The 23,431-nt window shown below is 36.7% G+C and carries 20 protein-coding genes; 15 read left to right on the top strand and 5 right to left on the bottom strand.

All coding sequences use genetic code 11. From position 1 onward, the window contains the following. Nucleotides 1-44: 44 nt before the first annotated feature. The 5 genes from OL225_RS17190 (at nucleotide 45) to OL225_RS17210 (ending at nucleotide 5,557) form a co-directional block, all read left to right on the top strand. Nucleotides 45-1,301, top strand: a complete 1,257-nt coding sequence (locus OL225_RS17190) for a PKD domain-containing protein (RefSeq protein ID WP_264519048.1) — start codon at nucleotides 45-47, stop codon at nucleotides 1,299-1,301. A 15-nt stretch (nucleotides 1,302-1,316) separates the two neighbouring features. After that, nucleotides 1,317-2,090: a HipA family kinase gene (locus OL225_RS17195; RefSeq protein ID WP_264519049.1), complete on the top strand. Its 774-nt coding sequence runs from the start codon at nucleotides 1,317-1,319 to the stop codon at nucleotides 2,088-2,090. Then, the gene (locus tag OL225_RS17200; protein WP_077414077.1) at nucleotides 2,077-2,460 is read left to right on the top strand and encodes a DUF3037 domain-containing protein; all 384 of its coding nucleotides are present in this window, start codon (nucleotides 2,077-2,079) and stop codon (nucleotides 2,458-2,460) included. Before OL225_RS17195 ends, OL225_RS17200 begins: the two co-directional genes overlap by 14 nt. Nucleotides 2,461-2,483: 23 nt before the next feature. Beyond that, a complete protein-coding gene (locus OL225_RS17205; protein ID WP_264519050.1) occupies nucleotides 2,484-3,521 on the top strand; it encodes an alpha/beta hydrolase in 1,038 nt (345 codons plus the stop codon). 194 nt (nucleotides 3,522-3,715) lie between these two features. Then, complete coding sequence (locus OL225_RS17210; RefSeq protein ID WP_264519051.1) at nucleotides 3,716-5,557, top strand: carbon starvation protein A; 1,842 nt, start codon at nucleotides 3,716-3,718, stop codon at nucleotides 5,555-5,557. A 75-nt stretch (nucleotides 5,558-5,632) separates the two neighbouring features. Here the strand turns inward: OL225_RS17210 and OL225_RS17215 are convergent, their stop codons facing one another. Next, nucleotides 5,633-8,401 carry a TonB-dependent receptor plug domain-containing protein gene (locus OL225_RS17215; RefSeq protein WP_264519052.1) on the bottom strand — a complete coding sequence of 923 codons (2,769 nt, stop codon included), beginning with the start codon at nucleotides 8,399-8,401 and terminating at the stop codon, nucleotides 5,633-5,635. Nucleotides 8,402-8,801: 400 nt separating this feature from the next. Next, the gene (locus tag OL225_RS17220; RefSeq protein WP_047373690.1) at nucleotides 8,802-11,132 is read right to left on the bottom strand and encodes an ATP-dependent helicase; all 2,331 of its coding nucleotides are present in this window, start codon (nucleotides 11,130-11,132) and stop codon (nucleotides 8,802-8,804) included. 677 nt (nucleotides 11,133-11,809) lie between these two features. Here OL225_RS17220 and OL225_RS17225 point away from each other — a divergent pair. The 3 genes from OL225_RS17225 (at nucleotide 11,810) to secG (ending at nucleotide 15,706) form a co-directional block, all read left to right on the top strand. Further along, a complete protein-coding gene (locus tag OL225_RS17225) occupies nucleotides 11,810-13,123 on the top strand; it encodes a M16 family metallopeptidase (RefSeq protein WP_264519053.1) in 1,314 nt (437 codons plus the stop codon). A 53-nt stretch (nucleotides 13,124-13,176) separates the two neighbouring features. Beyond that, entirely contained in the window at nucleotides 13,177-15,222 is a 2,046-nt protein-coding gene (locus OL225_RS17230; RefSeq protein WP_264519054.1) for a M16 family metallopeptidase, read from the top strand. A gap of 130 nt (nucleotides 15,223-15,352) precedes the next feature. Continuing rightward, on the top strand, nucleotides 15,353-15,706 hold the full coding sequence (gene secG / locus OL225_RS17235; RefSeq protein ID WP_047373687.1) for a preprotein translocase subunit SecG: 354 nt from the start codon (nucleotides 15,353-15,355) through the stop codon (nucleotides 15,704-15,706). A 51-nt stretch (nucleotides 15,707-15,757) separates the two neighbouring features. On the opposite strand, the gene OL225_RS17240 is transcribed toward secG, so the two are convergent. Together OL225_RS17240 and recR are read right to left on the bottom strand one after the other, a co-directional pair. Beyond that, entirely contained in the window at nucleotides 15,758-16,597 is an 840-nt protein-coding gene (locus tag OL225_RS17240; protein ID WP_319800596.1) for a glycosyltransferase family 2 protein, read from the bottom strand. Then, nucleotides 16,593-17,204, bottom strand: a complete 612-nt coding sequence (gene recR, locus OL225_RS17245; RefSeq protein ID WP_047373685.1) for a recombination mediator RecR — start codon at nucleotides 17,202-17,204, stop codon at nucleotides 16,593-16,595. Before recR ends, OL225_RS17240 begins: the two co-directional genes overlap by 5 nt. Nucleotides 17,205-17,441: 237 nt before the next feature. Here recR and OL225_RS17250 point away from each other — a divergent pair, with 237 nt between their 5' ends. From OL225_RS17250 to OL225_RS17280, 7 genes are all read left to right on the top strand, one after another. After that, nucleotides 17,442-18,047: a hypothetical protein gene (locus OL225_RS17250; RefSeq protein WP_047373684.1), complete on the top strand. Its 606-nt coding sequence runs from the start codon at nucleotides 17,442-17,444 to the stop codon at nucleotides 18,045-18,047. Between the two features lie 24 nt (nucleotides 18,048-18,071). After that, nucleotides 18,072-18,563, top strand: coding sequence for a hypothetical protein (locus OL225_RS17255; protein WP_264519056.1), 492 nt, complete (start codon nucleotides 18,072-18,074; stop codon nucleotides 18,561-18,563). A gap of 81 nt (nucleotides 18,564-18,644) precedes the next feature. Beyond that, nucleotides 18,645-20,087, top strand: coding sequence for an aminoacyl-histidine dipeptidase (locus OL225_RS17260; RefSeq protein WP_264519057.1), 1,443 nt, complete (start codon nucleotides 18,645-18,647; stop codon nucleotides 20,085-20,087). A 14-nt stretch (nucleotides 20,088-20,101) separates the two neighbouring features. Continuing rightward, nucleotides 20,102-20,521, top strand: coding sequence for a hypothetical protein (locus tag OL225_RS17265; protein WP_264519058.1), 420 nt, complete (start codon nucleotides 20,102-20,104; stop codon nucleotides 20,519-20,521). Nucleotides 20,522-20,590: 69 nt separating this feature from the next. Continuing rightward, nucleotides 20,591-21,130 (top strand): hypothetical protein, encoded by a 540-nt coding sequence (locus OL225_RS17270; protein ID WP_264519059.1) that lies wholly within the window; start codon nucleotides 20,591-20,593, stop codon nucleotides 21,128-21,130. A 23-nt stretch (nucleotides 21,131-21,153) separates the two neighbouring features. Continuing rightward, entirely contained in the window at nucleotides 21,154-21,735 is a 582-nt protein-coding gene (locus OL225_RS17275) for a TIGR00730 family Rossman fold protein (protein ID WP_047373679.1), read from the top strand. Between the two features lie 163 nt (nucleotides 21,736-21,898). After that, the gene (locus OL225_RS17280; RefSeq protein WP_264519060.1) at nucleotides 21,899-23,032 is read left to right on the top strand and encodes a serine hydrolase domain-containing protein; all 1,134 of its coding nucleotides are present in this window, start codon (nucleotides 21,899-21,901) and stop codon (nucleotides 23,030-23,032) included. A 57-nt stretch (nucleotides 23,033-23,089) separates the two neighbouring features. Here the strand turns inward: OL225_RS17280 and OL225_RS17285 are convergent, their stop codons facing one another. Further along, nucleotides 23,090-23,419, bottom strand: coding sequence for a ferredoxin (locus OL225_RS17285; RefSeq protein ID WP_255814041.1), 330 nt, complete (start codon nucleotides 23,417-23,419; stop codon nucleotides 23,090-23,092). Nucleotides 23,420-23,431: the final 12 nt, after the last annotated feature.

A 23,431-nucleotide genomic window follows, 5' to 3' on the forward strand; every position in this document is an offset into this window, starting at 1 on the left:
TTTAATATTATTTATATTTATAGGATCATTTTAAATTGAAATTTATGAAAAAAACTCTACTTTTTTTATTTTTAATTACTTTTTCTTTTATCCTGAGTCAGACGACCAAAAGGGTGTTCTTTATCGGGAACAGTTATACGTACGTTAATGATTTGCCTAACCTCATCCAAAGTATTGCTGCTTCTAACGGCGATGTACTGGAGCATCACAGCCATACACCGGGAGGGTCTACACTTCAGGATCATGCCAACAATCCGGATGTGATTTCAACTATCAATCAGGGAAACTGGGATTATGTTGTATTACAGGAGCAGAGCCAGCTTCCTTCATTTCCGGATTCTCAGGTTCAAAACCAGGTATATCCTTATGCACTCCAGCTCTCAAATCTGATTAAAACCTCCAATCCCTGTGGAAATGTAATCTTCTATATGACCTGGGGCCGTAAAAACGGCGATGCTGGGAATTGCCCGGGACTTCCCACTGTATGTACCTATCAGGGAATGGACACTCAAATTTATAACCGCTATATGGAAATGGCAGCTGCCAATGAAGGTATTGTTTCCCCAGTAGGTAAGGTATGGAGAACAATCAGGGAACAAAACCCGGCTATTGAGCTGTATGATCAGGATGAATCACATCCGAGTTATATTGGATCTATGGCTGCTGCATATACATTTTATACTATTTTATTCAAGAAAGATCCTACACAGATCCCTTTTAACGGGAATCTTAATCCGGCACAGGCTCAGCTGATCAAGGATATCGTTAAAACAGAAGTTTATAATCAGCCTGCCAAATGGTTTGTAACGAGTAATGATGTTCACAGCAGATTTACCTATCAGCTTACCGGAGCCAATACCGTGCAGTTTACGAATACAACACAAAATGCGGCTAATTATTCATGGGATTTTGGTGATGGTACGACTTCCACTCAGGAAAATCCGGTACATACCTACCCTACAGGAGGAAATTATAATGTAAAGCTGACAACTGATGCCTGCGGAGCCACTACCATCAAAACCAAACTGGTTGTCGTAAACACATTAAATACAGCAGAAGCTGCTATTGAAACTCAAGTTCAGATTTATCCTAATCCTGCCCAACATCTAGTTAACATAACTTCTAAAAAGAAAATTGAAGTACTTTCACTTACAGATGCTTCCGGAAGAATGGTTCATTATCATTTGAGTAAAACAGATTCAGGATATATTCTACCGCTTCAGCATTTGGCCAGCGGAGTTTATTTTTTACAATATAAAGCAGGTGAAAAGGAATTCACTAAAAAGATTATAAAAAAATAACCTTATTTTTGCTTCATGCAGAATTTAAGAACTGTAACCGTGATGCGTTACATTCTGCCACTGAGAGAGGGAGGATCTCTTCCCGCTCTGGCAGAAGCTGATGATGATTTCAAATATGTATTAAAATTCCGTGGTGCAGGCCATGGGGTAAAAATGCTTATCTCTGAACTTTTGGGTGGAAAGATTACCGAAGCGTTGGGACTACAAATTCCTGAGCTTGTTTTTATCAATGTTGATGCCGATTTTGGAAGAACGGAAGCCGATGAAGAAATACAGGATCTTCTGAAATTTTCTGAAGGTCTGAATCTTGGTCTGCATTATCTTTCCGGTTCCATCACTTATGATCCGGGAGTACGTGTAGATCCCCTTCTGGCTTCAAAAATAGTATGGCTGGATGCCTTTATTACCAACATTGACCGTACTTTTAAGAATACAAATATGCTGATGTGGAATAAAGAGCTTTGGATCATTGATAATGGTGCTTCGTTCTACTTCCACCACTCCTGGCAAAATTTTGATACAGCAGCAAAAACACCTTTCAAATATGTGAAAGACCATGTACTTCTCCCTAAAGCAAAAATGCTTGACCAAGCAGATCAATTTGCCCACGAGGTACTGAATGATACACTTTTCAGAGAAATTGTTAATACGATTCCTGAAGACTGGCTGCACTGGAATGATGCTGATGAAACATCTGACGAAATTCGTGAGATCTATTTTCAGTTTATGAAAACCAGATTAGAAAATTCTCAAATCTTTGTAAACGAAGCTAAAAATGCAAGAGGATAAAATATATGAATATGCGGTAATACGCTTGGTACCTAAAGTTGAAAGAGAAGAATTTTTCAATATCGGGCTGGTAATGTTTTCCAAAAGGGAAAAATTCATCAGGGTAGAATTTTATTTGTGTCCTGATAAATTTAAACTCATGCACAGTAAGCTGGACTATGAAGATATCATCCAGAATCTTGAAAGTTTTCAGAAAATTGCCAACGGTGATAAAGACGGCGGTCCTATTGCCCTGCTTGATATTCCTGAACGTTTCCGCTGGCTGACAGCTGTAAGAAGTGCTGTAGTGCAGACTTCCAGACCTCATCCTGGAAAATCCAAAGATTTAAATAGTACTTTTGGTAAACTTTTTGAGGAGTTAGTAAAATAACACACCCTCTAAAAAAATTTATTATGAAATCATCTATATACAATATATCAATCTACAGGTTTTTCACAAACCTGTTTTTTGTTTTATTTTTAAGTGTTTTTACTTTAAGTTTTTCACAGAACTTTTCACAAGTACAGGTGAAGACTGCACCTGTAAAAAGTACATTACTTCCGGAAATAGCCAATCTATCTGAGGACATTGTATATAAAGCCAACAGAAAAGGCAATGCCGTTAAACTGGATATTTTTACACCCAAAAATGCTCCTGCTGACCGGTTGCTCCCAGTATTGATCTATGTTCACGGAGGTGGATGGATAGAAGGTGATAAAGTGGTTCACGCAGATAATTATCTGGAAACTACCATTGCAAAGCTGATGGCAAAACAATATGCCGTAGTCAGTATTAATTATACACTTTTGAATGACAGTACTCATTTTCCATCACCTTTGGAAGATACCAAAGATGCAGTAAGATGGGTAAGAAAAAATGCAGAGCAATATCATTTTGACACCAACAATATTGGGCTATTTGGAGCTTCAGCTGGAGCTCACCTTTCCTTGATGGCCGCCTATACTCCAGACAATACTTATCTGGGTAATCCGGAACTTTCGTCTTATTCTGCTAAAGTAAATTATGTAATTGATCATTATGGCCCTGCAGACCTCAACAAACTTTTCCACACAAAATTAGGCACGATTCCGGTAGCACTGATCGGATTAATGTCAAAAAAAATTGTCGGTTTACAGGAAAATCTTGTGAAAGGAATTTCTGGATATGATATCAGGAAAGATCAGGACAAAGCCATTGATTATCTAAAAACCATATCTCCTGTTAATTTTGTTTCGGAAGGAGTCCCTACTTTAATTGTTCAGGGGAATAATGATAAAATTGTCCCTTTAAGTCAGTCTAAAAAGCTTCACAGAAAATTAAACAGAGCCAAAATTCAGAACTCTTTAATCATTGTAGAGGGCGGAGTCCATGGATTTGGGACGACTGATAAGGCTTATCTGGATAAACTGACAGATGAGATGGTAGATTTCGTTCTTTCGCAAAAGAAATAATATACATCTACGTTTTTAAATACAAATCAAAACACTACAAATCAGCATAATAAATATAAAATCAACAACAAATTTGCTAAATTGATATACATATCCATATTTTTTAATCGAAAATTAATTACCTTGGCTATTGTTTAAATTATTTTTAAAAAAACAGCCAATAAATTAATCATTCATTAAAAAAAATACGCAATATGGATTCTTTGAATAATATCAATGCGCTTACGCTCATATTTGCATCTGTTCTTATTTTTGCAATAGCTTACCGTTTTTATGGTATTTTTATTGCCAATAAAGTTCTTAGGCTTAACGATCAAAATATTACCCCTGCTGTAGAATTTGCAGATGGTAAAGATTATGTTGCTACTAATAAAAACGTACTTTTTGGACATCATTTTGCAGCTATTGCAGCGGCTGGACCTTTGGTAGGACCAGTTCTTGCTGCGCAGTTCGGATATCTTCCGGGTGCATTATGGATTCTGATTGGCTGTGTATTGGGAGGCGGAGTGCATGATATGGTTGTACTCTTTGCTTCTGTAAGGCACAAAGGACAAAGCCTCGCGACAATTGCTTCAAAAGAAATCGGAAAAGCTACTGGAACTGTGGCAGGTTTTGCTATTCTTTTCATTCTGATTCTTACGCTGGCTGGTTTATCACTGGCTTGTATCAATGCGATGCATGAAGCCTCATGGTCTCTTTTTACAGTAATCATTACTATGCCTATTGCCATTATCATGGGACTGATTATGCGCTATAAAAAGAACAGTGTCCTGTTTGCAAGTATTTTGGGAGGAATCCTTTTGATTGCCGGCATCATCGGAGGTCACAGTCTGATGCAGAATCCTACCATGAATAATTTATTTTCCTGGGATATCAAAACAATTTCTATTGCCATTCCTCTATATGGCTTTATTGCTTCCGTATTACCGGTATGGCTGCTTTTAGTTCCAAGGGACTACCTTTCTACTTATTTAAAGATAGGAACTATTATCATGCTGGCTATTGGGGTAATTGTTATTCACCCTACCATACAGATGCCTGCCATCACAGCTTTTGTCAATGGTGGAGGACCTATTATTGGCGGTCCGGTTCTTCCTTTTATCTTCATTGTAATTGCGTGTGGTGCAATTTCCGGTTTCCATGCTGTAATTGCCACGGGAACAACTCCGAAAATGCTTAATAAAGAAAGAGAAATACTTTTCGTAGGTTATGGAGCCATGCTGGTGGAAGGTTTCGTAGCATTGATGGCACTTATTGCTGCCTGTACATTGATGCCGGGTGATTATTTTGCGATCAACACTCCCAAAGAGGCTTATGATTCTTTTCTTGCGGCACATCCTTCCCTGCACGGAGTAGATATTGATTACTATTCACAGAAGATAGGAATTGATCTGTATGGCAGAACCGGAGGTGCAGTATCTCTGGCTGTGGGAATGGCTCATATCTTTAATAAAATACCATATATGGATCAGCTGACGGCTTATTGGTATAATTTCGCCATTATGTTTGAAGCTGTATTTATTCTTACTGCTATTGATGCGGGAACAAGAGTGGGACGTTTCTTTTTGCAGGAAATGCTGGGTTCTGTAGTTCCAAAATTCAATGATAAAAATTGGATTCCGGGAATTATCATCAGCAGTCTTCTTTTCACTTTTGCCTGGGGATATCTGGTGTATACCGGAAACGTAAACAGTATCTGGCCGTTATTCGGAATCAGTAATCAGCTGCTGGCTGCCTGCGGACTTATTGTCTGTACAACAATGCTGATAAGGATGAACAGGGGAAAATATGCTTTATGCTCAGCTATTCCGGGAGTTTTTATGGCTGGAATTACTTTCTGGGCAGGGTATATCCAGGTAACTGCCATCTATATTCCGAAAGGACAGTACTTACTGGCTGCATTAGCGGCAACGGCAATGATCCTGATGCTTATCGTATTTGCAGGAGCTTTCAGGAAATGGTATCAGCTTCTTCAGATCAACAAAACAGAGATTGATCATTATGGTGAACCTGTGAAGGAATTGGTAGAAAGATAAAATTCATATAATCATAAAGAAAAACAGTTCAGAAATTCTGAACTGTTTTTTTATAAGCATTATCTTTTGTTTTATTTAAAAATTGAAATTAAGTCTTGCAAAAACATATCTCCCATTTTGTCCAAACTGTGAAGTGGAACGTGAATAGATGAATTGGTCGTTATTGGTGGAAGCAGTAAGGTTCTTCGTTGGATAAATATCAAACAAATTGTTTACACCTAAAGTCAATCCTACATTTTTAGTAAACTGATAAGCAGCAGACAAATCAGTAATGATCTTATCTCCGATCTGCTGATGTTCATTAAAATCAATGATTCCGTCTCCGTTCACATCAATAATATCAGCACCTGTCACTTTTCCAAAATAGGTATTTCTCAAATAGAAACTTGCATTTTTCCATGAAAGCGTATGAGAAAGACTGGCTTTCACTCTCGGTACAGCTTCTTCCAGATATACTCTTGATTTTTCAGAGAAGTATACTTTCTCCAATTGTGGCGACTGAAGAAGTCCTGCAGAATGGATATCACCAACCTGTTTTGTTTTATTAAGGTTAATAGCAAAGTTATTATCTAATTTAAATCCTGAAAATCTTGCATTGTGTGAAATTACCACATCCAAACCTTTTGTTTCCGTATCAATGGCATTGGTAAAGAACTGCGCTGCATTGATTCCCAACTGATCATAAGCTTCCTGTGCTTTCTGAGGAACGCTTGCTCTTAAGAATTGGTCGGTAAGGATAATACGGTTATCAATTCTTGTGAAATATCCGTCTGCAGTAAAGCTAAGTCCCACCGAAGGAATTCTGTAAGTAAATCCTACACTTGCAGATTTAGAAGTTTCCTGCTTCAGTTTTGGCATATCCAGCAATCCTGCCAGCTGAGAATCATTACTGAAAGTTCCCACTTCCAAAAGCTGATTATTTGTGAATAATGTAGACGTTACATTATAATAAATCTGGTGGATTGATGGTGCTCTGAATCCTGTAGATCCTGCAAATCTCACATTGAAATTAGGAGCAACCTTAATTCTTGAAGCCAATTTATAATTGAATGTAGACCCGAAATCTGAATAGTTTTCATATCTCGCTGCTGCATCTACCAGTAACCAGTTGGTAAAGTTGAATTCAACATCTGCATAGGCTGCTACCGACTGTCTGTTTTTATCTACAGCATTTCCAGGTTTAAATCCGTTGAATACCTGTGAACCTCCCGGAAGTGCTGCTCCAAAGAAGTCAGTAGGTCTCACAGAGTTTCCGTTCCATACATTTCCGGAAGCATCATACGTTGCATAGGAAGCCTCTTCACCCTGAGTAATTTTAAAATTCTCGTAACGGTGCTCAGCTCCAAATGCTACATTGATACCTTCCCATACATCATATTTTTTAGAGAAATCTAAATTGATGGTATTTTGGGAAAATCTAAGTCCACCCGCATTAAACTCTCTTGGTGAAGCAAAACGTAAAGAGGTATTTCCTGTATTCTGAATATTATAGGTAAATGAATTTTGTCCATATGTATTACTGAAATCAATATTCCACCCGTCCCATTTTCCTTTGATTCCGGCAGCCAGCGAAATATCCTGAATATCTGTTCCAATCTGAGGAAGATAACCATTAGGATATAATCCTGTAAAAGTTCTGCTTTCACTTGGTCTTCTGTAAAATCCTCCGGAGGTTCCGTGTCTTAAGCTATATCCACCAAAAGTATACACTTTCCAGTTGTCACTTACAGGGATCTCGGCATTCACAAAAAGCTGGTGATTGTTAAGCTTAGATTGCCCTACCTGCATATTGAAATCTTTTCTCGTTTGTCCTCTGTAAGCCAGCTCCTGATCTGTGATATAATTAAGCTGATCTCTGGTGAAATTTGCAGATTTCAAAACATTCTGTAATGCGGAAATGGTATTAGCTCCCTGAATATCGTTTTGTAAACCCTGAGAAAAATAGCTTACATTCTGAGCATATTGATGAATGTAATTCACAAGCTGCTGTGAATTGGGCGTATTGTTGATATTTGTAAAAAGAGAAGAAAGGTTCACTCCGTCATTCAATGCTCGTTGTTCAATAGCATTGTAAGCATTGTAAATCGGACCACTTTCTGTTCCCGCTCTGTAAGTTGGGTTTCTGAATTGTGAAGACCAGGTAATATTAAAGAAACCACCTTTGGTTCCAATTTTATTCCCATAGTTCAAATCCAGCTGAATATTCTGTCCGTCAAAATCCCCGGTATGATCATTAGCTGTTGGCGTAAGATTTCCTCCGTAGCTGATCTGTCCTGCCAGTTTTCCTGTATCTCTTTTCAGATCAAGGTTGATCACTCCGGCAATGGCATCAGATCCGTATTGGGCAGCTGCTCCGTCTCTTAATACTTCTATTCTGTTCAAAGCGAAAGAAGGAATTGCATTCAAATCTGTTCCTACAGTACCTCTTCCCGGTGTTCCGTTTACGTTTACCAGTGCTGATGTATGTCTTCTTTTCCCATTCACCAAAACCAGTACCTGATCTGGCCCTAAACCTCTTAACTGAGCAGGATCCAAGTGGTCTGTACCATCAGAATTGGTTTGAATAGTGGATGTAAATGAAGGTGCTACAGCATTCAGAATTTGTCCGATATTGGTCTGTGGAAGTATAATTGAAGATTCTTTTACATTGAATACATCTACCGGGACCGGACTGTCTACTTTAGATCTGGCTCCGGCTCTTGAACCTAATACAACTACTTCTTCTACATTATTGGTTTTTATGGTATCCTTATTTGTTTTAATGCTGTCTTTTTCCTGTCCGTAAGTATATACGCCAAGAAAAAATAAAGCAGAGACCGAAAGAATAGTTTTTTTATTTTTCATATAGTTTAATTTGATTGAACATTTATGTTTTTACAGGGTGCAAATGTAAAATATATTTATTAGTCTACAAAATCAATAGACTTTGTTTTTATAAAAAACGTTTATTGTTTCTTTCTATCCCTCATTTAAAGTTATGATAATTTAAGAACATTTCCATAAAAAACATCGTTTTATAGAATGTTAGATCTAAAATAAAAACGCCATGATCGCAAAGAAACTTGAGCTTATTAGTCTGATGATCGCAATGCCACTTCGTTTAGCAAAGAAAATTTACTTCGCTGAGTGGAACGTCATCGCGATCGAAAAATAAACACAATATGATATTCACTTTGCGAACTTCGTGTTAAAAAAAACGGATCCAAAATTGAATCCGTTATCTTGTATGTTTAAATATTTGCAATTAAATCTTAGTCAATTTAGCATATTTCAGAATCAGATTTTTCTCTCCTTCATGGATGAAAATCACTTTTGCTTTGATATTCTGCGGATCTGTTCCATCCAGAAAACTAACCTCTCCGATACCGAAACGGTCATGTCTCACTTTATCTCCTACTTCAATATCCTGGGAAGAAGCTCCGCTTGGGTTAATAATTTTGGCTGTACTTACAGGTTTCAGTTTTCTTACTTCCGGTGCCGGTTTTGAAGTATCTCCTCTGTCAATTGTTTTTTTCTCAACCTTTTTGAAAGATTTCATTTCAGAAGGATGTTCATCAAAAATATTGGACTTCACCCCTGAATTATTGATAAACCTTTTTTCCAAAGCAGGATTAAGGAATTCAATATATTCATCATCAATTTCACTTAAGAATCTTGAAGGTTCTGCATCTGTGATTTTCCCCCATTGGAAACGGGAAACAGCATATGAGAAAAAGACCTGTTTTTCAGCCCTTGTCAATGCCACATAAAATAGTCTTCTCTCTTCCTCAAGATCTTCTCTGGTTGCAGAGCTCATAAAACTTGGGAAAAGGTTTTCTTCAAGGCCTACCAGATGTACTACCGGGAATTCCAATCCTTTTGAAAGGTGAATCGTCATCAAAGAAACCATATCATCTTCCAGGTTTTTATCCTGAGTATCAGCAGAGAGTGCAATATTTTCAAGGAAATTGGAAAGGCTCGGATCTCCGTCTTCAAGCTGCATCTGTTCTTCAATAAACCCTTGCATAGAGTTCATCAATTCCTGTACGTTTTCTACTCTGGAAATTCCTTCAGGAGTCTGATCATCTTTTAAGAATTTGATTAACCCGCTTCGTTTTGCCACTTCCATAGCTACGCTGTAAGCCGTTTCTGTTTTCAGCAATACCTGAAAAGCCTTGATCATGGACCAGAAATCGTTCAGTTTGTTCAAAACTCCGTTGTTCAGCCCTAATTGCGGTGCATACATCGGAAGATTTTCCAATACTTTTGAAACCGCAATATTATGAGCATCTGCAAAAACGATCAGTTTATTCTGTGTTGTTTCTCCTATTCCTCTTGCAGGATAATTGATAATTCTCATCAATGCTTCAGAATCATTTTCATTAATCAGAAGACGCAGATAACCAATAAGGTCTTTTACTTCTTTTCTTTGGTAGAAAGAAAGTCCTCCATATACTTTGTACGGAATATTTTTGCGTCTCAGCGCATCTTCAAAAGCACGTGTCTGAGAGTTTGTTCTGTATAAAATGGCAAAATCGCTGTATTTTCTCTGGTCACGGTTACGGAGTTCCCAGATATTTCCTGCTACAAAATTGGCTTCATCAGCATCGGAAAGAGAGCGGTATATTTTAATCTTGTCCCCTTCTTCATTATCACTGAATACATTTTTCTTAAATTGCTGCAGGTTTTTTGCAATCACTACATTAGCTGCATTTACAATATTCTGTGTAGAACGATAATTCTGTTCCAATGATACCGTTTTGGCATCCGTATAATCTTTTTTAAAGTTTAAGATATTGTAGATATTCGCTCCACGGAAAGAATAGATAGACTGTGCATCATCCCCTACCACGCAGATATTCTCAAATTTTGAAGCTAATGCTTTTACGATAAGATACTGAGAATGGTTGGTATCCTGGTACTCATCTACCATGATGTATCTGAACCTGTCCTGATATTTTGCAAGCACTTCTGGAAAACGTGTCAGCAGCTCATTGGTTTTCAACAGCAGGTCATCAAAATCCATAGATCCATTTCTGAAACACTGATCCACATATTTCTGATAAATCTGCCCGATGAATTTCATATTTGCCTTTTCATCCGCTTCCATCAGTTCCGGATTGTTGAAATAAGCTTTTACCGTAATCAGATTATTCTTATAGGTTGAAATTCTTGCCTGAACTTTTTTAGGTTTATAAAGATCCGCATCAATATTCATATCCTTCAATACTTTTTTGATCACATTCAGGGCATCCTGCTGATCATAAATGGTAAAATTGGAAGGGTATCCTAGATAATGAGACTCAATTCTTAAAATTCTTGCAAAAACAGAGTGAAAAGTTCCCATCCAAAGGCTTCTTGCATTGCTGTCTCCTACTACTTTTGCAATACGGTCTTTCATTTCACGAGCCGCCTTATTGGTAAAGGTAAGTGCCAGGATATTGAAAGGGTCTATTCCATTATGTATTAAATGAGCAATACGCATGGTAAGTACACGCGTTTTCCCGGAACCTGCTCCCGCAAGTACCATCAAAGGGCCTTGTAAAGAGGTAACGGCTTCATATTGTGATTCATTGAGTCCTTTCAAATAGTCCATACAGCAAAAAAATTTTGGGAACACAAAATTAATGTATTCAGAGGAGAATTCAAACTTTCATAGAGAAGTTCGAGATTTGAAATACCAGGATTGGGTTAATAGTCAATTTTGATTCGCAAGTGAATGGTCAATAGTGAATGATTAATCGCCGAGTAAAAACTTATCTACAATAATTATTCGTAAGCTCAAACCACGCAACCCGAATCCCATAACAAATTCACAAGCACAGCGAATTGACCATTCAATCTTGGAGTTCCAATAGTCAATTTTGATTCGCAAGTGAATACTCAAGGGTGAATGATTAATCGCCGAGTAGAAAACTTATCTACAATAATTATTCGTAAGCTCAAACCACGCAACCCGAATCCCATAACAAATTCACAAGCACAGCGAATTGACCATTCAATCTTGGAGTTCCAATAGTCAATTTTGATTCGCAAGTGAATGGTCAATAGTGAATGATCAATTGCCGAGTAGAAAATTTGTCTACAATAATTATTCGTAAGCTCAAACCACGCAACCCGAATCCCATAACAAATTCACAAGCGAAGCGAATTCACTATTCACCATTCACTTTTAAACCTCTTAAAATTATTCCCCTGCAATCATATATTTCTATAAACTTTGTAACATTTAATTCACTTTTCGTACTAATTGATAAACAATTTCTAAATTTTATGAAAAAGCGACTTCTTTCTGCTGCTGCCGTAGCTTTCTTCGGGCTAATGCTGAATGCACAGCAAATCAAATTCGAAGAGTACGACCTTCCCAATGGTCTTCACGTAATTCTTCATCAGGATAATTCGGCGCCGGTTGTAACAACAGGTGTAATGTACCACGTAGGTGCAAAAGATGAAGTAAAAGGCAGAACAGGCTTTGCTCACTTCTTTGAACACCTTTTATTTGAAGGAACTCCTAACATCAAGAGAGGAGACTGGTTTAAGATTGTTTCTTCAAACGGAGGACAGAACAACGCCAACACTACCAATGACAGAACTTATTACTATGAAACATTCCCTTCCAACAATGAACAGCTTGGACTTTGGATGGAGGCTGAAAGAATGCGTCATGCTGTCATCAACCAGATTGGTGTAGATACACAGAGAGAGGTTGTAAAAGAAGAGAAAAGATTAAGAATGGATAACCAGCCTTATGGAAACCTTTTCACGACAATTCAGAAAAATTTATTTACCAATCACCCATACAACTGGCCGACAATTGGTTCTATGGAAGATCTGAACTCTGCTAAATTAGAAGAATTCCAGGCGTTCTATAAGAAGTTTTACGTTCCGAATAATGCTACTTTGGTTGTTGCAGGAGACATCAAACCTGAGCAGACTAAAAAATGGATTGAAACCTACTATGGAGGAATTCCAAAAGGAACATTATATCCAAAAGATTTCCCGAAAGATACTCCTATCACTCAGGAAAAGGAAGTGACTGCAACAGATCCGAACATTCAGCTTCCTGCTTATGTTTTCGCGTACAGAACTCCGGCTAATAAAGAGAAAGATGCTTATGTTTTAGATATGCTTTCTTCTTATTTAAGCAATGGTAAGTCTTCAGTTTTATATAAAAAATTAGTAGATCAGGATAAAAAAGCGCTTCAGGTAGCTGCTTTCAACCAGGGGCTTGAAGATTACAGTATTTTCGCATTCTTCGCGATCCCGATGGGACAGACTACAAAGCAGGCTTTACAGGCTGACATTGATGCTGAAATCAAAAAACTTCAGACTACGTTAATCTCTGAGGACGATTATCAAAAACTTCAAAACCAGTATGAAAACCAGTTTGTAAATGCCAACTCAAGCATTCAGGGAATTGCGGCTTCATTGGCAACCAACCACGTATTGATGGGGGACACGAATTTGATCAACAAAGAAATCGACATTTACAGATCTATCACAAGACAGGATCTTCAAAATGCTGCTAAAAAGTATCTTAATTCTAACCAAAGAATAGTCATTAATTACGTACCTGAGAAAAAGTAATCATTTCAACTTTTTAGGTTATAATATGATTATTAAAAATTAAATTTTTACAAATGAAAAAGCAATTAACATATATAGCTGCAGCATTTTTCTTTACAGGAATGGTTTCAGCACAAAAAATAGATCTTAATGCAATGCCGAAGCCGGGACCTACTCCTGCCATTAACATTGCGAAGCCAAAAACTTTCCAGCTAAGCAATGGTCTTACGGTAATGGTGGTTGAGAACAATAAACTGCCAAGAGTAAGCGCAAGCCTTTCTATGGACAGACCTCCATACCACGAAGGAGCTGTAACCGGAGTAAGCGAAATTATGGCTGAACAGTTCGAAAACGGAACAACCAATATCAGCAAAGATGATTTCAACAAAAAAGTGGATTATCTTGGAGCGAATCTGAACTTCTCTTCAGGAGGTGCTTCTGCCAATTCACTTTCAAAATATTTCCCTGAAGTTTTAGGTTTGATGGCTGATGCAATCATTAATCCTAAATTCTCTGCCGAAGAAATTCAAAACTCTAAAGAAAGAGCAGTCGAAGGATTAAAGTCTGAGGAAAAAAATGCTTCTTCTATTGCTGAAAGAGTTTCTAATGCTTTGATGTATGGAAAAAATACGTCAAGAGGAGAGTTTGAAACTGTGGAGTCTATCAACAAAATTCAGCTTGCTGATGTTCAGAATACTTACAAAAAATACTATGCTCCGGACAATGCTTACTTAGTAATTGTAGGAGATGTAAAATTTGATCAGGTAAAGCCTTTGATTGAGAAAGCCTTCAGTGGCTGGAAAAAAGTGAACACTCCTATTGCTCCGTTAGAACCTGCTTCCAATGTAGCTAAAACGGAGATCAACGTAGTAGATGTTCCTTCTGCAGTACAGTCTGTTGTTTCATTAAACAACCTGAACAACCTGAAAATGAAAGATGCTAACTACTTCCCTGCAACAATCGCCAACTACATTCTTGGTGGTGGTGGAGAAGCAAGACTTTTCATGAACCTTAGAGAGAAAAACGGATTCACTTATGGAGCTTATTCAAGTATGGTTGCCAGCAAGTATTCTCCGCAATTCTCTGCAAGTGCAAGTGTAAGAAACGAAGTTACAGACAAAGCCGTTAAAGAATTCATGAATGAACTTAACGCAATCTCTACAGTAAAACCAGAAGAATTGGCCAATGCTAAAGCTAAGCTGAAAGGATCTTTCATCATGTCTTTGGAACAGCCGGCTACTATTGCAAGGTTTGCTTTAAATCAAAAAGTTCAGGATCTTCCAGCTGATTTCTACACCAATTACTTAAAATCTATCGATAAGGTAACTGCTGCAGATGTTGCAAATGCTGTAAAAGCTACTATTTTACCTAACCAAAGCAGAATTTTCATTGCAGGTAAAGCATCTGATATTTCTGAAGGATTGGAAAAACTAGGTTATCCTGTAAAATATTTTGATAAGGATGCCAACTCTGTTGCAAAACCAACTGTACAAAAAGTAGATGCCAGTGTAACGGTTGCCTCTATTGCAGATAAATACATCAATGCTATCGGAGGGAAAGCTAATTTAGCTAAAATCACTTCGTATACCACGAATGCTTCAATGTCTATGCAAGGACAAAACATCGATTTTAAAATCGTTAAGGCACAAGGCGGAAAGGAGCTTACTACTGTAACAGCAATGGGACAGGTTGTTCAGAAGCAGGTATTTGACGGAAAGACTGGTTATTCTATGCAAATGGGACAAAAAGTAGACATCACACCGGAAGAAATTGCTGAAAAACAAAAGAACCCGGAGCTTTTCGAAGAATTAGGTTTTGCAAAATCTGCTGATTATAAATTAGGAGGAATTGAGAAAATTGGTGGTGAAGATTCTTATGCTATTAAAAGTGGAGATACTACGTATTACTATAGCGTTGCAACAGGATTAAAAACCGGAGAAACCAAAAAAGTAAAAGCTAAAGGTCAGGAAATGACAATCCCAACAACATTCTCAAATTACAAAGATGTAGAAGGGGTAAAAATGCCATACACCATCTCTGTAAGCCAGATGGGAATGGATATGACAATGAATGTAAAGACTTATGAGATCAATAAGGCTACTGATGCTGATTTTAAATAACAACATCCAATAATAGAAAAAACGGCAACAATTGTTGCCGTTTTTATTTTTATCAACATTTGACGACATCTTTTTTTGTCATTCAGTAAAAAAAGATTAAATTTGCCCATTCAAAAAGATATAAGAATTAATGGATACTATATTTACACTATTGATGGTTCTTGTTATGGTTGCCAGCGTTTTATTGGTAATTATCGTTATGGCACAAAACCCAAAAGGAGGAGGCCTTTCCAGTACATTCGGAGGTGCATCATCTGCACAGTTTGGAGTACAGAGAACCAATGATTTCATGGAAAAAGCAACATGGACTCTAGGCGGAACTATCATTGTTCTTATCCTTTTAAGCGTTGTTCTTACAGGGAAACCATCTCAGGTAGCTCCTACACAGAAACAGCCAGTGAAGAAAGAAGCCCCTGCAAAACAGTCAGCTCCTGCTTCTTCTACAACAACTCCGGTAAAAGCTCCTGCAGCACCGGCAAAATAAGAAGAATATCATCTTATATAAAACAAAAGCAACTCAAATTGAGTTGCTTTTTTATTTTAACTTAATCTTTTCAATCTTATGGCGCAGCATCAGGCCTGCTTTTAAAAATGAATATTGTACAGGCTTCGATTCTTTATAATATTTGTCAATAAAGATCTGCATAGCTCCGTAAAACCTATTGAGGTATACTTCATTCTTAATGGTGCTTTCTCCTTTGTGATGAAGAATTGAAACTTTACCATAATAAAAGTTTTTATAACCGTTTCTTAAGAATGTATAGCACAGATCAATATCTTCTCCATACATAAAGTAAGCTTCATCCAACCCTCCTATTTTTTCGTAAATATCTTTTTTAGCCAGTAGAAAAGCTCCTGTCATCACTTCTACTTCAGCAACCGCATTTTCTTCAATATCGTTTCTGTAATAAGACTTAGAGTTATTCTTTTTGAAATTCGTAAACAGCTTTTCAAAAGAGTTAAACATATCCGGAACGGAACGCTTACTTTCAGGAAGAAAATTCCCTTCTGCATCATGCATCCTCACTCCCAGACATCCGAATAAAGGCTGAGCGTCTGCAAAATCCAGAAGTTCCTTCATATAAACCCCTTCAAACTCAGTATCAGGATTCAAAAGTAAAATATACTCTCCTTTTGCTGTTTGGATCGCCTGATTATTGGCTTTTGAAAAACCACCGTTTGTTTCAGAGGTAATAAAGTGTACGCCGGGAAATTCAGGAATAAGATCTTTCCAGGAACTGTCTGTAGAAGCATTATCAATAACAATCACTTCATAGTTGATCTCCTGTATATATTTCTGAAGTGACAGGAGACAGTTTCTGAGCAATTGGGTAACATTATAATTAACAATAATAACAGACAGCTTCATATTAATCCTTTTCGTTATATGGCAGCCTGTTGATAATGGATCTTCCTAAAGAAATTTCATCAGCATATTCCAATTCATCTCCTACTGAAATTCCCCTTGCAATGCTTGAAAAATTCACATTGAAACTTTTAAATTTCTTGTAAATGTAATATGCTGTTGTATCTCCTTCCATAGTAGCACTCAATGCAAAAATAAATTCCTTCACCTTTCCTTCATTCAATTTCTTTTCAATGCTTGAAATATTTAACTGCCCGGGGCCCACTCCTTCCATTGGAGAAATTTTCCCGCCAAGGATCAGATATTTTCCTGTGTATTTTCCGGTATTCTCAATAGCAATCACATCCCGCACATCTTCAACGATGCAGATCAGTTCACCATTTCTCTTTTCATTGCTGCATATTTCACAGATGTCAAAATCTGAAAAATTGTGACATTCTTTACAGTACTTTATTTCGTTGACAAGGTTAATCAGGGAATTTCCAAGACTTACAGCTCTGGAATTGGGCTGCTTCAACAAATGTAGTGCTAACCTCAAAGCCGTTTTTCTTCCAATCCCGGGTAACCCCGAAATCTCATCTACCGCCTTTGCCAATACTTTACTTGGGTAATCCATAGGTACAAAAATAAGGATTAAAGTTGATAATTGATAGTGAATGGTGAATTGTCAATTCGCTTCGCTTGTGAATTTGTATAAAGTGATTATTGACTATTGACTTTGCGCAGGAAAAATTGACAATTGACCACGAGATTAATGTCTCAAAACGATATTTTAAAATTCTCCCATACCTGAGAACTCTAAAAAAACCTCTATATTTGCGGCTTAAATTAAATATGAAAAAAATTAACTAACATGGTACTTAACAATCTCAATTATCCTCTGGATTTCAAATTCAAAATCACTACTTTAGCAAGTGACTTCAATATTACTGACAGAAACGGAAATTATGTGGCGTATGTTCGTCAGAAAATGTTCAAGTTAAAAGAAGATGTTATCGTTTTCAATGATGAGAGCAAGTCTAAGGAGCTTTTCAGAATCAGAGCTAATCAATGGATTGATTTCAACGCTTCGTACTCTTTGAATGATCTTATTGAAAATAAAAACTTCGGGAGATTAGCCAGAAAAGGAATGCGTTCTATATGGAAAGCAAGCTATGATATTCTGGATGCTCATGATCAACCTAAGTTTAAGATTCAGGAAGACAGTGCATGGGTAAGATTCTGGGACAGTTTTGTAGGAGAGCTTCCTATCATCGGAATGTTCACAGGTTACTTCCTAAATCCATCATATACTGTGACAGGTATTGACGGAAAAGCTTATTTTAAACTAAAAAAAATGCCTTCATTCTTCGGAAGAAGATTCCAGCTGGACAGGCTGATTGATATTGATGATGAGGAAGAAAGTTTAGTAATTTTATCCTTATTAATGATGACACTTCTTGAAAGAGCAAGAGGGTAAGAAAAATAATAAAACCACAAACACATGAAATATTTAATCATTTTATTTTCCGCATTTTTATTGGTAGCCTGCAAAAAGGAAAAAGAAACGGTTTCAGGTTCTGCTTCTGCTGACACTTTACATATTGCTAAAGATTCTGCTTCAACAGGTTCTTCTTCCGGGAATATTCTGGTGGGAACTATTCCGTTTCCTAAAGAAATCAAAGAATGTTCCTGCTATTTTGCTGTAAGTAAAGCTGATTTTGAAAATGAAAGATACATCTACGCAGATGATGCCGGAAAAACAGCTTATATGATGCTGGACGGCAAAAGACTGGCTCTTAATCTTATCTCATCAAGTGATATGGAGGTAGATGAATTGCTAACCAAGGAAATAGAAAATGATAATTACAAAATTTCTGTAAAAGGTAAAAAAATAAAAAACGAAGAAGCTTTACTGTTTGAAGGTACTCTGACTATTGAAAAACCTGATGGCACCCTCTTCACTACTCCGATCTATGGAGAATGTGGATGCTAATAAAAGCGAAATCATACAAAAATGCTTCTGTATCTCACGGAAGCATTTTTTATTTCGTAAATTTGAGAAAAATAAAATTCAATGGAATTATCTAATATAGAACCGCAGATTATATGGAAGAATTTCTCCAAATTAAATGCTGTTCCAAGACCTTCAAAAAAGGAGGAAAAAGTAATAGCTTTTATCAAAGGATTTGGTGAAAATTTAGGACTGGAAACTACGGTAGATGAAGTAGGAAACGTTATTATTAAAAAACCTGCCACTGCAGGAATGGAAAACCGTAAGTCTATCGTGCTTCAATCGCACCTTGACATGGTTTGCCAGAAAAACAATGATGTGAATTTTGATTTTGAAACTGAGGGAATCAAAATGGAAATTGACGGTGATTGGGTAAAGGCAAAAGGAACTACTCTGGGAGCAGACAATGGTTTGGGAGTAGCAACTATTATGTCTATCCTTGAAAGCTCAGATATTCCACACCCTGCATTGGAAGCTCTTTTCACTATTGATGAAGAGACGGGAATGACAGGTGCTTTAGGATTAAAACCAGGACAGCTTACAGGACAAATTCTATTGAACCTTGATACTGAAGAGGACGACGAAATTGATATCGGCTGTGCAGGAGGTGTAGACGTGACGATCACACAAACTTATGCTGCAGAAGCTTCAAAGGGACAAATTGTAAGAATTGAAGTAAAAGGCCTTCAGGGAGGACACTCCGGAATGGATATTCATAAAGGTTTCGGAAATGCAAATATCATTTTGGGAAGACTTCTTTACAGCGGATTGGAAAACCAGAATATTGAATTGGTTTCTATCGACAGCGGAGGTCTGAGAAATGCAATTCCAAGAGAAGGTACAGCCATTATTTCTGTGAGAAATGCTCAGGAATTTATAGAAAATGTAACTATCCTTAAGAAAGATATCTTAGAGGAATTTGCAACTGTAGAGCCGGGAATTCAGATCAATATTGAGAACTCCACATCTTCTGACAAAGCCATTTCAGAAGGAGATTCCAAAAAGGTAATACTTACTTTAAAAGCCCTTCACAATGGAGTATACAGAATGAGTCCGGATGTGGCTGATCTTGTAGAAGCTTCCAACAATGTAGCAAGAGTAGAACTGAAAGGCGGAGAACTTAAAATCTTAAATCTTACGAGATCTTCTGTAGATTCTTCTAAATATTCAGTGGCAGAACAATTAAAATCTGTAGCAGAATTAGCTGGAATGAATGTTGAATTCAGCGGATCATATCCGGGATGGAAACCAAAACCAGGTTCAGAGATCGTACAGCTGATGGAGAAACTTTATACAGAGAAGTTCAGCGAGAAACCTCATGTAGTAGCTTGCCACGCAGGTCTTGAATGCGGTATTATCGGTGCCAACTATCCTGAAATGGAAATGGTAAGTTTTGGACCAACCATCAGAGGAGCCCACTCTCCTGATGAAAAAGCGAACATTACCTCGACTCAGAAATTCTGGGGCTTCCTGAAAGATATTTTAGCGAATATTCCTCAGAAATAAATAAATTAAAAGCTATGATCGGAACCTGGAAAGGAAAATATAAGTACAGCATTAAAAAAAGCTCTGAATTCTATGATAAGGAAGTTGAATTTCTATTAAGAATAACAGAGTTTGATGGTATAAATTTTACCGGAACAGTACAGGATAGCGATCACAATTATGGAACCAGAGGTGTAGGAAGCATCAAAGGAAAGATTAATAATAGCTCTATAGAGTTTATTAAACAAATGCCTATAAAAACAATGGTGTCTACGAATGGGAAAAAGACGGAAAATGAAAATGAGAGTCATACACCAATCTTTTATACCGGCATTTCAAACCTTCAAGATTCTTACTCCGGAAATTGGAAAATGAAAGAAAGTGGTTTTATCAACAGATTGCTTTATCTTTTTTTTGGAGTAAAAGGCACTTGGGAAATAACCAAAATAGAATAACTAAGCATAAAATTGCTATATTGAATATCCAAAGTCTTATGATTTTGGATATTTTAATTTTTAAATAGGATGAAAAAAATATTATTCCTAATCATTCTTATTATTTCTATCACATGTTTACATGCTCAAGATTTAGAATTCAGAATATATTGTTGTGAAACCACAAGTCTAGTAACATTAAAAAATGGAAGACTACGTTTTATAAATACTCTCCTAGAAAACATTAAATATGATTCAGAGATTTCAAAAGATGATTTAATTGTATTGAACAATGAAATTAAAGATATAAATACGAAAAAAGGTAATGAAGTCTGGTTGAATCATTGTATAGATGATGGAACTAATTTAAAATTCAAAATTATAGATCACGATATTATTGTGAAAAAAGTTTTTGTAGGTAATTATATGGACCGAAGATTAAATAAAATTATTTTAATTATTAATAAGTACCTAGAAAAAATTAATACTAATAGTTTTATAGCTGTACTTGGCTATGGCTCTAATAATGAAAATTATATCAAAAATGAAATTACAGATCAAGAATCCTGCCCAATGACAGCATCAGAAAAATACAAAAATGCAATGTTAAATAGTTGGTGTGAATTTTAAAATGAATAAATATTATTAAAACAATGAAAAGTATCACCGTATTCTGTGGTTCAAGTTTCGGCACAGATAAAATTTATGAAGAACAGGCATTCCTGCTTGGGCAAACCTTAGCAAAACAAGATATACAACTTGTTTATGGCGGCTCGGAAACCGGCTTAATGGGAACAGTAGCTAATGGAACTTTAAGTGAAAATGGTAAGGTAATTGGGGTCCTACCGCAGTTTTTACAATCCAAAGAAATTGCCCACAAAAATCTGACAGAGCTCATCATTGTGGAAACCATGCATGAAAGAAAGACCAAAATGAACGAACTGTGTGATGGTGTTATCGTTCTCCCAGGAGGTTATGGAACATTGGAAGAACTTTTCGAGATGATCACATGGGCACAGCTCGGCCTTCACAAAAAGCCTATCGGGATTCTGAATATTGACGGGTTTTATGATGATCTGATCAAATTGGTTCAGACTATGGTAGATAAAGGATTTTTAAAGCAGGTAAACAGTGATATGCTTCTAATCAGTGGCACCATTGAAGATTTATTGGAAAAAATGAGGAATTATCAGGCTCCTACGGTTGGAAAGTGGATTTCTAAGGAAGAGATTTAATAAGAAAAAGAGGTATTCATGAATATCTTTTTTTTATTGAAAAAAACCAAATAAAAGATTAATTTTATCCCAATATTCAGAACTATTTTAATTGATAAACAGTCCGCTGAATACCAGAAAAGACGTTCTGAAATACATCCGCAACATCACAATAATCTGATATATGAAAACAATTACAAATTTCTTTTGTCTGGCATTATTTCTCAGTTTCTTTTGGAGTTTTTCACAGAATCAAAATATTCTGCAGGATAAAAATACCATAAAAACAGACAATCCATTAAAATCAGAACTTGATCTGGAAATAGATCAATATGTAAAAAAATACTACGAAGACCCAAAAGCGGTAGGACTTTCTATTGGAATCACAATAAAAGGCAAAGATTATTACTACAATTATGGAGAGTTAGAATATGGAAAACAAGTGCTTCCCAATAATAAAACCATCTATGAAATAGGTTCCATTACCAAAACATTTACGGGAATTCTCACTGCCCAGGCCATTTTAGATAAAAAAATAAGAACAGATGATGATATCCGGAAATACCTTCCTGAGAAGTACCCTAATTTACAATATAATAATCATCCTATTAAAATAATACACCTGGCCAACCATACTTCAAGAATTACAAGAATTTTCCCTAATCTTTATGAAAGACAGGACTATATAGAACTTAATCCGTTTAGCAACTACTCTAAAAAAATGTTCTACGAAGGACTGAAAAATATGAAAATGGATACGCTGCCAGGCGTAAAATATACGTATTCTAATATGGCCGTGAATTTATTAGGATATATTCTTGAGGATGTCTATCATGAAAACTATTTTTCACTGGTCAGAAAATATATTCTAAAACCGCTGCAAATGAATAGTACAACTGTAAGCCTTGCGGACGCTGACAAAAATAATATTGCCAAAGCCCATAACAATAACAGAGAGGTAACACCCTATTGGGACTTCTCTGAATTGGTAGCCACGGGAGAATTAAGATCAAACACCAACGATATGATTAAATATATCAAAGCCAATATTGCCGAAAAACAATTGAATATTTCATTATCCCATAAGTATACATTTGAAGGAGAAGAAGGCTCTCTTGGGCTCAATTGGTTCTTTCACACCACTAAAAACGGAAATACAATGTATGAGCATACCGGTGGAACAGGTGGATCAAGAAGTTCTCTGGAATTCTTTCCGGGGCTTCAGTCAGGATTTATTATTTTAACCAATAATCTTGCTAACAGAAAAATCTTAGAAAAGGATCTGTCTGCGTTTGTTGAAAAAATATCTTCAAAATAAATAAAAACCCGTCCGAAAAACTCGGACGGGTTTTATATTAAGATTAAAAAATATTTTCTAAGGATAAGGAGCTATTTCTACTTCAAGCCCTTCCATGGCATCGGCAATATGCAGCTGACATCCTAATCTGCTGTTGTCTTTCACGTGGAAAGCTTCACCCAGCATAGCATCTTCTTCATCTCCCATTGGTTCCAGACCAGGATCATTAATTACATATACCTGGCATGAAGCGCACATCGCCATTCCTCCACATACCCCAATAGTACCTTCTTCTGCCAATTCATAGGAACGGATAATTTCCATTAAGTTCATGGACATATCCGTAGGAGCTACGACATCATGGGTTATCCCTTCTCTGTCGGTAATTTTAATATTAACATCTGACATAATTCTGCAAAA

The sequence above is a fragment of the Chryseobacterium viscerum genome, from assembly GCF_025949665.1.
In the GTDB taxonomy this organism is placed as follows: domain Bacteria; phylum Bacteroidota; class Bacteroidia; order Flavobacteriales; family Weeksellaceae; genus Chryseobacterium; species Chryseobacterium viscerum_A.